10 protein-coding genes are annotated in these 14694 nt (G+C 67.5%); 7 read left to right on the top strand and 3 right to left on the bottom strand.

The genetic code is table 11. The annotated features are described in order from the left end of the window. The first annotated feature begins 90 nt into the window (after window positions 1-90). The 7 genes from R9J51_RS04960 (at window position 91) to R9J51_RS04990 (ending at window position 11828) form a co-directional block, all read left to right on the top strand. Window positions 91-465, top strand: coding sequence for a hypothetical protein (locus R9J51_RS04960; RefSeq protein WP_179506020.1), 375 nt, complete (start codon window positions 91-93; stop codon window positions 463-465). Continuing rightward, the gene (locus R9J51_RS04965; RefSeq protein ID WP_179506021.1) at window positions 465-1235 is read left to right on the top strand and encodes a cellulose synthase operon protein YhjQ/BcsQ; all 771 of its coding nucleotides are present in this window, start codon (window positions 465-467) and stop codon (window positions 1233-1235) included. Before R9J51_RS04960 ends, R9J51_RS04965 begins: the two co-directional genes overlap by 1 nt. Continuing rightward, entirely contained in the window at window positions 1232-5695 is a 4464-nt protein-coding gene (gene bcsA, locus R9J51_RS04970) for a UDP-forming cellulose synthase catalytic subunit (protein ID WP_179506022.1), read from the top strand. Before R9J51_RS04965 ends, bcsA begins: the two co-directional genes overlap by 4 nt. A 1-nt stretch (window position 5696) precedes the next feature. Further along, a complete protein-coding gene (locus tag R9J51_RS04975) occupies window positions 5697-9323 on the top strand; it encodes a cellulose synthase subunit BcsC-related outer membrane protein (protein WP_432787857.1) in 3627 nt (1208 codons plus the stop codon). Further along, window positions 9320-9787, top strand: coding sequence for a cellulose biosynthesis protein BcsD (bcsD, locus tag R9J51_RS04980; protein ID WP_168555975.1), 468 nt, complete (start codon window positions 9320-9322; stop codon window positions 9785-9787). Before R9J51_RS04975 ends, bcsD begins: the two co-directional genes overlap by 4 nt. After that, window positions 9777-10832 (top strand): glycosyl hydrolase family 8, encoded by a 1056-nt coding sequence (locus R9J51_RS04985; RefSeq protein WP_169475539.1) that lies wholly within the window; start codon window positions 9777-9779, stop codon window positions 10830-10832. Before bcsD ends, R9J51_RS04985 begins: the two co-directional genes overlap by 11 nt. 108 nt (window positions 10833-10940) lie before the next feature. Further along, a complete protein-coding gene (locus R9J51_RS04990; protein ID WP_168555977.1) occupies window positions 10941-11828 on the top strand; it encodes an LOG family protein in 888 nt (295 codons plus the stop codon). A 128-nt stretch (window positions 11829-11956) separates the two neighbouring features. Here the strand turns inward: R9J51_RS04990 and thiD are convergent, their stop codons facing one another. The 3 genes from thiD to R9J51_RS05005 are packed head-to-tail and all read right to left on the bottom strand — an operon-like array spanning window position 11957 to window position 14692. After that, window positions 11957-12709, bottom strand: coding sequence for a bifunctional hydroxymethylpyrimidine kinase/phosphomethylpyrimidine kinase (thiD, locus tag R9J51_RS04995; protein WP_179506024.1), 753 nt, complete (start codon window positions 12707-12709; stop codon window positions 11957-11959). Window positions 12710-12719: 10 nt separating this feature from the next. Then, window positions 12720-13991: a divalent metal cation transporter gene (locus R9J51_RS05000; RefSeq protein ID WP_179506025.1), complete on the bottom strand. Its 1272-nt coding sequence runs from the start codon at window positions 13989-13991 to the stop codon at window positions 12720-12722. Next, window positions 13988-14692: a lysophospholipid acyltransferase family protein gene (locus tag R9J51_RS05005; protein ID WP_349237506.1), complete on the bottom strand. Its 705-nt coding sequence runs from the start codon at window positions 14690-14692 to the stop codon at window positions 13988-13990. Before R9J51_RS05005 ends, R9J51_RS05000 begins: the two co-directional genes overlap by 4 nt. Window positions 14693-14694 lie beyond the last annotated feature (2 nt).

The raw sequence follows: 14694 nt of genomic DNA on the forward strand, positions 1-14694 counted from the left end.
GGGGCTTTGCTGGGCTTGATGGCCGCCGAGAAGGCATTTGTTAACCATTGTCTGCAACACCTCTGCGTAGATTACTCAGGGGTTTGGGCTATGCGGGCAGATGCAAAGGTCTTGTTGGAGCGGCTGGGCAAGAGCGACTTTCGCTATCGCGAATTCGTCGATCGCTTTGCCGACCTGGAAAGCTGGCCGATTTTCGAAGCCCTGCTGAAAGATCCGCGCATCATGCCGCAGGAAGAGGTTTCGGCCATCGAAGCGGCCGAGCCAGGCGACAGCGCGCGGATGCCCGCTCCACGGGCCCAGGCCCGTGCGGTGGTGGCCCCGGCGCCGGCCGCGGCCAAGCCGCGCGAAGCCGAAGCCGAAGCCGCTGCCAGCCTGTTTGGCCGCTATGGCCGCCCCGAACGCGCCCAGAACATCCGCTCGCTGCTGCAACGCCTGTCCGATGCGGTCGAGGGGGGAGACGCCTGATGGCCCTGATCCTGTTCCACAGTCCGCGTGGCGGCACCGGCAATTCGTTCCTGGCGGCGACCACGGCGATTGCTCTCTCGCGCGCCGGGCACGACGTGACCGCGCTCGATTTCGCGCAGAGTGGCACGCTGCAACTGCATTTTGGCATTGGCCCCGGCGAGGCGCTGCCCGCGCTCGATGCCCCGGCCGAGGAAGCGGCCAGCGCTTCGGTCCAGGGCGTGGCCCTGCGCAGCGCGGCGGCACTGGCCCGGCAGGACGATTTTGCGCAAGGCCTGGCTGCGGGCGAAATCGGTTTTGATGGCGAGCAGTTGTTCGTGGCCGATATCTCCAGCGGTGACCAGCACTTGCGCGATCTGCTGCTGCCCTATGCCGATCTGGAAATCTGCCCGCTGACTGCCACGGCCGAATGCCTGATGATGCTGCCGGCGGTTAACGATGCGGGCCTGGCCAAGACCCGCTTCGTGATGAGCATGGTCGAAGACACCCGCCGCTTTGCGCGCCATTCGGTGGGCTTCCTGCGCGAACTGCTGGGCGACCGCCTGCTGGGCCAGGTGCGGCGTGACGAATCGGTGATCGAGGCGTGCGCCATGCTCCAGCCGCTCGGCCGCTATGCCCCGCACAGCGCCGCCTTGGCCGACACCATTGCGTTGGGCGAAAGCGTGGCCGACCTGCTGGTCGACATTCTCGATGCCGATGGCGGCGCGCCGCTGCCCGATGACGCCGCCGGCGCTGCCCCGGCAGGCCAGCCTGGAAAGAACCGCGCCGCATGATCGCCTTGCTTCGCAACCCCGCACATCTCGTGCGCCTGGGCACGTTCATCCTGCTGGCGCTGACCGCGCTGGTGGTGATCGGCGTGCCGCTCGATCTCAAGCAGCAGTGGATGCTGGCCGGTGGCACGATCGTGGGCATGATGGCCCTGTCGCGCTGGAAATCGCGCAAGGGCTCGCTGGCGATCGGCATCCTCGCGATCATCACCTCCACCCGCTACATCTTCTGGCGCACCACGCAGACGCTGTCGTTCGGCACGCCGCTGGAATTCCTGTTCGGCACCGGGCTGTACCTGGCCGAGCTTTATGCCTGGGTGCTGCTGATCCTGGGCTTCCTGCAGACCACCTGGCCACTCAACCGCCCGGTGGTGGAAATCGAAGGCGAGCCCGACACCTGGCCCACGGTGGACGTCTATGTCCCCACCTATAACGAGAGCCTGGAAATCGTGCGCAACACCGTGTTCGCCGCGATGGACATGGATTATCCGCACGACCGCTTCAACGTCTACATCCTGGACGATGGCCGCCGCCCGGAATTCCGCGCTTTCGCCCGCGAGGCAGGCTGCGGCTACATCACGCGCGACAACAACCTGCACGCCAAGGCCGGCAATCTCAACGCCGCGATGAAGAAGACCGAAGGCGAACTGATCGCGATCTTCGATTGCGACCACGTGCCCACGCGCGCCTTCCTGCAGCTGACCGTCGCCTATTTCCAGAAGGAGCGGAAGCTGGCGCTGATGCAGACGCCGCACTTCTTCTATTCGCCCGATCCGGTGCAGCGCAACCTGGCCACCGCCAAGAACATGCCGGGCGAAGGCGACCTGTTCTATGGCCCGGTGCAGGGCGGCAACGACCTGTGGAACGCCACGTTCTTCTGCGGCAGCTGCGCGGTGATCCGCCGCGAAGCGCTGATGGAAACCAACGGCTTCGCCGGCGAGACGGTGACCGAAGACGCGCACACGGCCCTGAAGCTGCAGCGTACCGGCTGGTCCACCGCCTATATCGGCGCACGCCTTTCGGCGGGCCTGGCGACCGAACGCCTGGTGCTGCACATCGGCCAGCGCATCCGCTGGGCGCGCGGGATGACGCAGATCCTGCGCATCGAGAACCCGCTGATGGGCCCCGGCCTCAAGTGGCAGCAGCGGCTTTGCTATCTCAATGCCATGCTGCACTTCCAGTTTCCGCTGCCGCGCATCTGCTTCCTCACCAGCCCGCTGGCCTATCTGATCTTTGGCCAGAACATCATCGCGGCCTCCGCCTCGCTGATCTTTGCCTATGCCGCGCCGCACCTGTTCTGTTCGCAGGTGACCAGCGAACGCTCGCAGGCCGGCGAACGCCGCCCGTTCTGGGGCGAGGTCTATGAAACGATCCTGGCGTTCCACCTGGTGGCGCCCACGGTGATGACCTGGTTCAACCCGCGCAAGGGCAAGTTCAACGTGACCGACAAGGGCGACCTGCTCGATCGCACGTTCTTTGACTGGGCGATCGTCAAGCCGCACCTGATCTGCATGGGCACGATCGTGTTCGGCATCGCGCTGGCGGTCATCAAGCGGGTGTTCTTCCAGCACCTGTTCAACGTGCAGCTCGATACCCTGGCGCTCAACGTGGCCTGGGCGCTGTTCAGCCTGATCATCCTGACCGCTGCCGTCTCGGTGGCGCGCGAAACACGCCAGGCCCGCCAGACCATCCGCGTGAGTGCCGAACTGCCCGTGGCGGTTCACTTTTCCTCGGGCCACGTGGTGGATGGCACCACGATCGACATCTCGATGGGTGGCGCGGCCATCGAACTCCCGGCCGAACTGCCGGTGGGCGATGCCACGGTCACGGATATCGTGCTGGCCATGGGTGACGATCGCCTGGCCGTGCCGGTGGAAACCGTGCGCCGCACGCGCGGACGGGCCTATGTTCGCTATCAGCCGCTTGACACGCTGGGGCAGCGCAGGCTTGTTCGTGCCGTTATGGGACGGGCGGACGCCTGGCAGCGCGCCGCGCCGCCGGAAATCGTACCCGGCCTGCGTTCGCTGAGGGATATTCTGTTGGTCGATGTCTTGACGATCAAGCGCATGCTCATGCTCAACCGTGCCGAACGCAAGGCTGCCAAGGAAGACCAGCGCAGGGCGGCAGAAGCGGCCAAGGCCGCCGCGCGGCTGGCGCAGGAGCAGGCGCAGGCCGACGCTGCGGCCGCGGCCGGCAAGGAAAAGCGCAAGAAGCGTTCCGCCCTGGCGGCTGCTGCCGCGATGCTGCTGGCCCTGCCGCTGGGCAGCGGGCTGCTGGCGCCGCAGCAGGCGCAGGCGGCCCCGGTTGCCGCGCCGGCGGCGGCAGCGCCGGCTGCGAACGGTGGCGGCGGCGTGGCGCGTGAAAGGCTCACGTTCAAGGACCTGCGCATCAAGAACGCCGTGCGCCTCCAGGGCACGCGCGGCGAAATCTCCATCCCCTTTGGCGTGCGCAAGAACCAGGTGGTGACCGATGCGTCGATCACCCTGCAATTGGCCTGGTCCCCGGCGATGCTGGGCGATCTGTCGCAACTGGTCGTGCTGGTGAACGGCGAAGTGGTGCAGACCGTGCCGCTGCGCCCGCAGGATTCGGGCGGCCAGGTGCTGACCCTGCCGATCAACCCGGCACTGTTTCTGCCTGGCGACAACCAGCTCAACCTGCGCCTGATCGGCCACTATGCCCGCGATTGCGAAGACCCGTTCAATTCGGTGCTGTGGGCCAATGTCAGCAACACGCGCTCGTGGCTGGACATCACCACCCAGGCGCTGCCCAACGTGCCCGATCTTTCGCGCCTGCCTGGGCCGTTTTTCGATCGCGCCACCAACACCACGCTGAAAATGCCGTTCGTGTTCGCCGGCCAGCCCCACAAGGGCGAACTGGAAGCGGCTGCGGCCATGGCCGGCTGGCTGGGCTCCATGGCCAGCTATCGCGGCTTTTCGTTCCAGCCGCTCTATGGCCAGATGCCGACCGGCAACGTCATTGCCTTCCTCAAGGCCGGGCAGAGCCTGCCGGGCTTGAACATCCCGGTCACCGGCGCTTCGGCGGTGGTCGTGCGCAACCCGCGCGACGCCTTTGGCACCGTGCTGGTGATCATGGGCCGCGACGATGGCGAACTGCGCGTGGCGGCGGCGGCCGTTTCCTCGGGACGCGGCGTGTTCGGCGGCGCCAAGATGAATTTCGACGGCGCGCGCGTGCCCACCTATCCGCGCTATGGCGCGCCGCGCTGGATCACCACCGATCACGCGGTCAAGCTGGGCGAGATCATGGAGCCTTATGCCCTGCAGGGCATGGGCCTGCCGCCTGGCCCGCTGACCGCGCGCTTCCGCGTGGCGCCCGACTTGTTCTTCTGGCCGCGCCAGGGGGGTACGCTCAATCTGACCTATCGCTATCCGCTGGCCAAGTGGATGGACCGCAAGGCCTCGCGCCTCGACATTTCGATCAACAGCCAGTTCCTCAAGACCCTGCCGCTGGCAGGCAGCTGGTGGAGCGACTGGTTCGGATCGAAAGGGGCCAAGAGCTTTGACGGATCGGCCAGCCTGACCCTGCCGCGCTACAATCTGTTCGGGCAGAACGATCTGGTCTTCGACTACAACCTGATTCTGGCCGACAAGCAGAAGTGCACCGGCACGCTGCCCGACAACGTGCGCGTGGCGATCGATCCCACGTCCACCATCGACCTGAGCCACGCCTATCACGCGCTGGAAATGCCCGACCTCGCCACGTTTGCCGGGGCCGGCTATCCCTTCACCATCCGCCCCGACCTGGGCGAGACGACCGTGCTGATGAGCCGCAATCCCACCCCGGCATCGGTGCAGGCGTTCCTCAATCTCATGGGCCGCTTTGGCGACAGCACCGGCGTCGCCCCCACCGGGGTGACCGTGGCCGAAGGCATCGATCCCGATCGCCTGGCCGGGCAGGACATCCTGGTGATCGGCAGTTCGGCCATTGCCGGCGCCGGCCAGGTCTTTGCCAATGCACCGCTGCATTGGGACGGGCGCGGGCTGAAAGTGTCGGAAAAGAGCCCGCTGCAATATGTCAGTTCGCTGTTTTCCGATCGCGGCCTGACCAACGAGGCCGATGTCGAGCCGATGATCCACGCCGCGCGCGGCTTTGCCGGCATCGTCAGCTTCCAATCGCCCTATGCTTCCGACCGCACGGTGGTGGCGCTGGTGGCCGATGACGCCGCCGATCTGCCGCCGCTGGTCGATGGCATGGCCGACGCCAAGATCAACGCCCAGATCCAGGGAGACCTGTCGGTGACCACCGGCGATGGCATGGCGAGCTTTGCCATCGGGTCCACTTATTGGGTGGGCAGCCTGCCGATCTGGATGAAAGTGGCGTTCTGGTTCAGCCAACGCCCCTTGCTCATGGCGTTCGGCACGCTCATTCTGGCGCTGGGGCTGACCGGCCCTGCCTATGCCTACTTCCGCCGCCAGGCCCGCCTGCGCCTGGGTGCAAAGGATGAATGAGATGTCCGCCGCCAACGCTTTCCCCCGTGCCGCTGTTGCCGTCATGCTGGCCTCTGTCGCTCCGCTCGCGGTGCCCCAGGTGGCCTTTGCCGAAGTGCCCGGGGTCAAGGCCCTGATCGCGCAGGGGCTCTATTGGAAAGCCAAGGGGCGGCAGGATTTGGCCGAGCAGGCCTTGCGCCGGGCGCTGGCGCTCGATCCCGGCAATGCCGAGGCACGCCGCGCGCTGGCAGGCGGCGCGCCGGCACCGGCAGCCGCGCCGGCGAAAGTGGCCGCAGCGCCCAAGGCCGCGCCGGCCAAGCCGGCCCCGCGCCCGGCGCCTCGCCCGGCCGTGGCCCGCGCCGCGCCACAGCCTGCCCCGCGCCCGGCGCCCGTGGCCCAGGCCGCGCCTGCCCCGCGCCAGCGCGCCGCCGACGCTGCGGGCAAGCAGCGCATGGCCGGGTTCGACGCGCTGGACGACAACAACCTGGATGCCGCCGCCAGCCGTTTCCAAAAGGCGCTGGGCGTCAACCGCAACGACGGCGATGCGCTGGGCGGTCTTGGCATCGTGCGCCTGCGGCAAAGCCGTTTTGCCGAAGCGCGCGATCTGCTCGAACAGGCTTCGCGCCAGCCCAATCCGGGCCGCTGGGCCGAAGCGCTGGCGGCCGCGCGGTTCTATGCCGGGATGGACGAAGCGCGCACCCTGCTGGCGCGCGGGCAGACCGACCAGGCCCAGGCTACGGCCGAAGCGCTGGTGCGCTCGGGCTTTGCCCAGACCGGGCCGGCGCTGGAGCTGCTGGCCGATATCTATGAACGCCAGGGCCGGTTTGCCGACGCGGCCGATTTCTATCGCCAGGCCGCCGAAACCGCCGGCGCGCAGACCGACCAGCGCTTGCAAAGCCGCGCCGCGCGTGGCCGCGCGCTGGCCGCCGTGGCGCGGGGCGATGATCTGACCGCCGAGCAGGAATTCCAGGGCGGGCTGATGCTGGATCAAACCGATCCGTGGATCCGCTATGAATTCGCGCGCTTCCTGATCCGCCATGGCCGCAGCATCGAGGCGGAATCGCTGATCGGCACGCTGACCCAGGCGAGCGATCCCGATGCGCTTTACGCCGCCGCGCTGATCGATGCCGATCTGGGCCGCAATGCCGCGGCCGAAGCCCTGATCGATCGCGTGCCCGAAACCCAGCGCACCCCGGCGATGCGCAACTTTGCCCTGGGCATCAAGACCGACAGCGCGATCGAACGTGCCAAGGCGATGGCCGCGAATGGCCAGCGCGACCAGGCGATTGCCGCGTTGCGCCAGCTTGGCGCGATCAAGACTCTGCCCGCCGCGCGCCGCGCCGCGATTGCCAGCGCGCTGTTCGACCTGGGCGATGGTGTGGGCGCCGGGCAGTTTGCCCAGCAGGCGATGAGCGGCGATATCGGCGACCTGGATGGTTATGACGCGGTGGTGCGCGTGCTGGCCAAGACCGGGCGCGACGACCTGGCCCGCGCCGCGCTGCAAAAGGCCGCGACGCTGGGCAATACCTCGCCCGAAGGACAACGCACGCTGGCGCGCATGTCGGCGGGCCTGGCGGTGGGGCAGGCCGATCGCCTGCGCCTCAACGGCCAATATGCCCAGGCGTTCGACGTGCTGCGCGGGGCCTGGGGCTCTGCGCCCGATAGCCTGGAAATCCTCTCGGCCCTGGCGCGGCTCTATCAATCGGGCGGCATGTCCGCGCGCGCCGCGCAGACGTTCCAGATCGTGCTGACGCGCGACGGGCGCAACCGCGACGCGCTGCTTGGCCTGGCGCAGACCGCGCAGGCCGCCGGCGACAAGGATCTTTCGCAAAGCGCGGCAACCCGCGCGCTCCAGGCCTTTCCCCAGGATTACCAGGTGCGGCTGACACTGGCCCAGGTGGCCCAGGCGCGCGGCGATCGCAGCACGGCGGTGCGCCTGTTGAAAGAGGCCCGCGCGCTTTATGCCCGGCAAACCGGCAGCAACGGCATCGATGCCTTTGGCGGCAATCCCTTTGCCGCCGATCCCATGGGCGTGGCGAGCGGGAACCCGTTCCGCGACCAGCCGGCCGCACAGCCCCAGCCGCAGATCAATCCCTTTGCCCTGGGGGGCGGCACGCGCCTGCCCACGGCGCAAGTCGTGCCGATGACGGGCGGCTTTGGCGGCGCTCCGGCCTATGCCGCACCGGCCAGCTTCGGCGCGCCCGCCTATGGCGCCGCGCCGGGCCTGGGCACGGCAACCGCCTATGCGGCGCCGGGCTATGCCGGTGGCGCAGGGCAGGGCGGCAATGCGCGATCGGTGATGGATGGCGGCAACAGCGGCGGCGGCTATGCGGCGTCTGGCGGCTATGCCGCGCCGTCTGCTTATACTGGGCAAAGTGCCCTGCCGGCGCCGGCCTTTGGCGCCCCGGCGTTCGGCACGGCCCCGGCGCCGGCCGCTTCGCCGTTCGGTGATGCGGCAGCGCCGCTCGCTGGCGGTGGCCCGGTCGATCCGGTCATGGCCAAGATTTCGGGCGACATTGCCCAACTCACCCGCGAAAGCGGCCCGCGTATCGACCTGGGCACGTCGTACCGCGAGCGCAAGGGCGAGACCGGGCTATCGCAATTGAGCGACCTGCGCGGATCGGCCGAGATTTCCACCGGCCTTGCCGGTGGCCGCGTGCGCGCCCGCGCCGAAGCGGTGGTGATCGATTCTGGCCGGCCGACCGGATCGGGCCTGGCGCGCTTTGGCACCAATGCCACGATCGAGGCGCAGGCGATCGTCGACCAGAAGGCTTCGGCCCTGGTCCAGGCCGAGACCCAGCACCAGTCGGGCCTGGCCTTGAGCGCCGGCTATGACAGCAGCGTGGTGCATGCCGATGTCGGCACCACGCCGATCGGCATGGGCAAGACGCAAGTGTCGTTCCACGCCGGGGTCACGCCCAGCCTGGGCAACGGCACGCAGGCGCAGGCCTGGGTGGAACGCCGCCCGGTGACGGACAGCGTGATTTCCTATGCCGGCACCCGCGATCCGGTTTCCGGGGAGACCTGGGGCCAGGTCATGCGGCTGGGTGGCGGCGCCGGGCTTTCGGTCGATCGCAATGGCAGCGGTGCATATGGCACCGTGGCCTACAACCGCTACCGCGGCACCAACGTGCGCAAGAACCACGGCGTCGAAGCCAATGTCGGCGGCTATCTGCGGGTCTATCGCACCGAACATTCGGCGCTGACCAGCGGGATCAACGTCAACTACCAGTCCTATGACAACCCGCAGAACTACTTCACCTATGGCCATGGCGGCTATTTCAGCCCGCAGAGCTTCCTCTCTGTCAGCTTCCCGGTGCGCTACAGCCTGGACAAGGACCAGTTGAGCCTGCGGGCGGCGGTGACGCCGGGCTATCAGAGCTACAGCCAGAAGGACGCTGCGCTCTATCCCACCGACGATACCCGCCAGGGCCAGCTCAACGTGCTCAAGTCGCAGGATAGCGACGTGCGTGCCCGCTATGACAGCCTGAGCAAGACCGGCTTTGCCCTCTCGGCCGAGGGCTCGCTCTATTACCAGATCAGCCCCTCCACCCGGATCGGGGGAGAGGCCAGTTACAACACCTTTGGCAGCTATGACGAGCTTCGTTCGACCATCGGCATCCGCCAGAGTTTGGGAGCAACCAAATGATGTTTGAGGACCCAAAGACACCGCGCGTGTCGAGCGCGTTTCGCGCCACACCGCCCGCCGGCGCCAGTTTCCTGGTGGCCATGATCGCCCGCGAACTTTCCAGCGCTGCCACCGAAGAGCAGAGCCACGGCTTTTACGTGGCCGTGGGCAAGCGCATCGCGGCGGTCGTACCGCTTGATGACGTGGAAGACCTGGGCACGATGACCACGCGCATCAACGCGCTGTGGGCAACGCTTGGCTGGGGCAGCGCGGTGGTGACGGTCGAGGACAGCGCGCTCGTGGTGCGCCAGGAAGGGCTCTATCCCGAAACCGAAGCCGAGATCGCCGACCCATGGAAGGCGCTGCTGCCGCCCTTGATGGAAGGCACCTATGACACGTGGTTCCGCATGATGGGCAGCAGCCATGCGCTGGCGACCACGGCGGAATGGAAAGGGCAGACGCTTGAAATCCGGCATGGTCGTTAAGTCTGTTGGTGCGGGCGCCAGTGATGCCAAGACTGGCGGTGAGATCAATCGGCGCGGGTTCGGTTTCGGATTGTTGGTGGCGCTGACGGCAGCTTGTGCGCCGGGACGGCAAAGCAAGGCCATGGGCAGCAACAGCGACTGGGATACGTTCAAGGCCCGCTTTCTCGATCCCTCGGGCCGGATCGTCGATCCGCAGAACGGCGGCATCAGCCACAGCGAGGGGCAGAGCTATGGCTTGGTGCTCGCGCTGGAGGCAGGCGATCGCGCCGCATTCGAGCTGATCGCGGATTGGACGAACGACAATTTGCTGCGCAGCGACGTGGCGCTGCATGCGTGGAAATACGATCCCAACAGCCCCGATCGCGTGCCCGATCGCAACAATGCCGCCGATGGCGACATCCTGATCGCCTGGGCCCTGCAGCGCGCCGCGCAGCATTGGGGCGTGGCCGAATGGCGCGCGCGCTCGACCGCGATCCGCGCGGCGATCCGCCAGCGCCTGGTGGTCGATCGCTTTGGCATGAAGCTGTTGCTGCCGGGGCTGGAAGGCTTTCAGGAAAACGGCCGGGTGATCGTCAACCCGTCGTATTTCATCTGGCCCGCGTTCCGCAGCTTTGCGCAGTGGGATGGGCCCGGCGTGTGGCAGCAATTGTCAGACGATGCCACCACGATCGTGGCAGGCGCGCGCTTTGGCCAATATGGCCTGCCCGCCGATTGGGTGGAAGTGGCCGGTCCCGGCCAGTTCGCGCTGGCACCCGGCCACGATCCGCGCTTCGGCTTCGATGCCATTCGCGTGCCGCTCTATGCCTTGGCCGGCAACCGCGCCAGCCTGGCCAAGCCGGTGGCCGATTTCTGGCGGCAATGCCTGGCCCAGGGCCAGCCCATTCCCGCCTGGATCGATCTCAACACCGGAGAGCGCGCGCCATATGCCATTTCCAACGGCGGCGCGGCGATTGCCGCCAAGCTGATCGGCACCCAGCCGCCGCTGGGCCTGGCGCAGGAGTATTACGGCGCTGCCTTGCAGATGCTGGTCGGCGCCTTGGTCTGATCGTGGCCCGGTGGGCAACCGTGGCCCCGGTTTCAGCAAAGATAACAACATCTGAAACTATTGCGGATGGGCTTGCCAAGCGGCGCGGGCAAGCCCACCTTGCGGCAAATGACCGAAGAAGAAATCAATCGCCAGCTCGTCAATCGTAAGTTTTACAAGGCCGAGCAGGAAGCCGGGTTCGCGCAAAGCCACCCCAAGATCACCCCACAGCAGCAAGATCCGGCCTATCGCCTGGCCTTTGGCGATACCGATTTCCTCCTGCGCGAGGAACTGCGCCCGGTGCGGTTCCAGTTGGAACTGCTCAAGGCCGAAATGCTGTTGGAAGAGGCCGATATCGGCTCGACCCTGGTGATGTACGGCTCGGCCCGCATCCCGGCGCCCGAAGCGGCCGAAGCCGCGCTCGCCACGGCCACCACGCCCGAACGCAAGGCCGTGATCGAGCGGCTGGTGGCCAAGTCGAAGTATTACGAAGAGGCGCGCAAGCTCGCGCGCTATGCCTCCACCTGCGGTGTGGTGGAGGAAGGCAAGCGCCAGTTCGTGGTCTGCTCGGGCGGTGGCCCCTCGATCATGGAAGCGGCCAATCGCGGCGCGGTGGACGTGGGGGCGGATTCGATCGGCCTCAACATCGTGCTGCCGCACGAACAGGCGCCCAACCCCTATGTGACCCCGCACCTCTCGTTCCAGTTCCATTATTTCGCGCTGCGCAAGATGCACTTCCTGATGCGTGCGCGGGCCGTGGCGGTGTTCCCCGGCGGGTTCGGCACCTTCGACGAATTCTTCGAACTGCTCACCCTGATCCAGACCGGCAAGATGAAGCCCATTCCGGTGCTGCTGTTCGGGGCGGACTATTGGAACAAGGTGATCAACTTCCGCGCCATTGCCGAGGAAGGGGTGATCAATTTCGAGGATCTCGACCTGTTCAAGCCGGTGGAAACCGCCGAGGAAGCCTGGGCCGAGATCGTCAAGTTCTATGAACTGGATTGCGGCGGGGAGTAAGGCCTGAGCCCCTCCACCACCCGGTGCGCCGGCGGCCTCCCTCCCCATTGCATGGGGAGGATCGAGCAAGTCCTCCCTGTCGCGTAGCGACGGGGAGGGGGACCAGCCGCAGGCTGGTGGAGGGGCCCTTACAGACGCACCGCGTAGTGCCCCATCGGCCCATGCCCGCCGCCCAGGCCGGGCGCGGCCAGGAGGGCGGCGCGCACGAACGCGCGGGCGCGCTCCACCGCCTGTTCCAGCGATGCACCGCGCCCCAGTTCGGTGGCAATCGCGCTCGATAGCGTGCAGCCGGTGCCATGGCTGTGGCGCGTGGCGATACGCGGGGCGTGCCACAGGCGCGGCTGGCCGCCCGGCACCACCAGCCGGTCTTCCACCACCGGCCCGGTGGCATCGCCGCCCTTGGCCAGATAGGCAATGCCGCGCGCGGCCATCGCGGCGTCTCCGCCCAGGGCGGCAAGCTCGGGCACGTTGGGCGTGGTCAGCGTGGCCAGCGCCATCAGCCGTTCGAACCCGGCGATGGTGGCCGCATCGGCGAGCGCGGCGCCGCTGGTGGCGATCATCACCGGATCGAACACGATCGGCACGCGCAAGGCTTCCAGGCGATCGGCCACCACGGCGGCAATGGCGGGTGAGCCGAGCATGCCGATCTTGACGGCATCGACGCCGATATCGGCCACGCAGGCATCGATCTGCGCCGCGACCATTTCGGGCGCCACCGCCACCACCGCGCTGACCCCCAGGGTGTTCTGCGCGGTCAGCGCGCAGATCGCCGTCATGGCAAAGCCGCCCAGCATCGTGATGGTCTTGATATCGGCCTGGATGCCGGCGCCGCCGCCCGAATCCGAACCGGCGATGGAGAGGATGCGTGGTGGCGTGGTCATCGTCCGTCTTTCAGGCCCACAGGAACAGCAGGGCCACCGCCGTCATCGCCGCCGTGGCCACCCAGCCCAGCGCGGCCAGGGCAGGGGAGATGACCAGGTGGCCCATGGCGCGCGGATTGCGCGCGATCAGCATGGTGACGACCATCAGCGGCGGGGCCAGCAACCCGTTGATCACCGCGGTCCAATAGAGCGCGCGCATCGGGTTGATGCCAAGGAAATTCATGCCCAGGCCGGCAAACGTCGCCAGCGCGATGGCCACATAGAATGCGCGCGCATCGCGCGGCGCCCGGTCCAGCCCTTCGTTCCAGCGCAGCGCCTCGCTCAGCGCGTAGGCGGCCGAGCCGGCCAGCACCGGCACTGCCAGCAGCCCCGTGCCCACGATGCCCAGCGCAAACAGGGCAAAGGCCAGATCGCCGGCAAAGGGGCGTAGCGCCATGGCCGCTTGATCGGCCGACGTGATGTCGAGAATGCCATGTGCATGCAGCGTCACGGCGGTGGCGATGACGATGGCCTGCGCGGTCAGGTTGGAAAAGCCCATGCCCACCAGCGTATCGGTGCGGATGCGGCGCAGTTCCGGCCCGGCCTGGCGCGGCGCGAGATAAAGCGGGCGCACGTGGCGGCGGCGCTGCTCTTCCACTTCCTGCCCGGCCTGCCAGAAGAACAGGTAGGGGCTGATCGTGGTGCCCAGCAGCGCCACCAGGCCCATGGCGTGATCGTGGTCCAGCGCAAAGGCGGGCACGGCCATGCCGCGCAACACGGCAGGCCAATCCACCGGCGTGGCGCAGAGCACGGCGATATAGGCAAACAGCGAAAGCGTGGTCCACTTGAGCACGCCGGCATAGCGCGCATAGGGCACCAGCACTTCGAGCGTGACGCTGATCACGGCAAAGCCCAGGGTATAGAGCAAGAGCGGGCCGGGCAGCAGCAGGTGCACGGCCGCCGCCATCGCGCCCAGGTCTGCCCCCAGGTTGATCACGTTGGCCACCAGCAGCAAGGCGACCATGCCGCGCAGCAGCCACGGCGAATAGTGGCGGCGCAGGTTGGTGGCGATGCCCCGCCCGGTGGTGGCGCCGATGCGGGCACAGATCGCCTGGATCGCGGCGAGCAGCGGAAAGGCAAAGACCATCGCCCACGACAGCGAAAAGCCGAACTGCGCGCCGACCTGGCTGTAAGTGCCGATGCCGCTGGGATCGTCGTCGGCCGCCCCGGTGACAAGGCCCGGTCCCAGCGCGGAAAAGATCGAGCCGCCTTTCCGCGTTTCCTGGGCGGGCGGTTCGGTCATGGCGTGGGTGCGGTGATCGCGTCGAGCACGCGGGCCTCGATCTCGTCACGCGGCAGGCCGGCGGGGATCGTCTCGCCAATGACATAGCGGATCGTGCCCCGCCGCTTCCACACCCGGTGGTAGAGCGCTCCGCTGTGGACCGCCACGGGCACCACCGGCAATGACAGGAGCTTGTACAGCCCGGCAAAGCCCGATTGCAGCGGCACGCGCTGGCCCACCGGCACGCGGGTGCCTTCGGGAAAGATCACCAGCGGGCGCCCTTCGGCCAGCCGCGCGCGGGCGTGGCTGAGCATGGTACGCAGCGTCTTGGCGCCAGCCTCGCGCTCCACCCCGATCAGGCCATAGGCCCAGCCGGCGCGGCCCCACACGGGAATGCGCATCAACTCGATCTTGGCAAAGATGCAGGGGCGGTGCAGCACCTGGGGCAAATCGATCGCCTCGAAAAAGCTTTCATGGCGCAGGGCATAGAACACCCCTTCCTGGGGCGGCGTGCCCACCACTTCCACCTTGATGCCCAGCACATGGCGCACCAGCGCGCGGTGCACCATGGTCCAGGCCTGAACCATCGCCGGCACGCCGCGCGGCGCCAGCCACAGCACCACGATCATCACCAGCAGCAGCGCCACGGTGAAGCCATAGAACAGAATGTAGAAGATCACGCTGCGCGCGATTTCGGCCAAAGTCGGGGGATTTTCGTCCACGC

It is taken from the genome of Novosphingobium rhizosphaerae (assembly GCF_050920675.1).
GTDB lineage: Bacteria > Pseudomonadota > Alphaproteobacteria > Sphingomonadales > Sphingomonadaceae > Novosphingobium > Novosphingobium rhizosphaerae.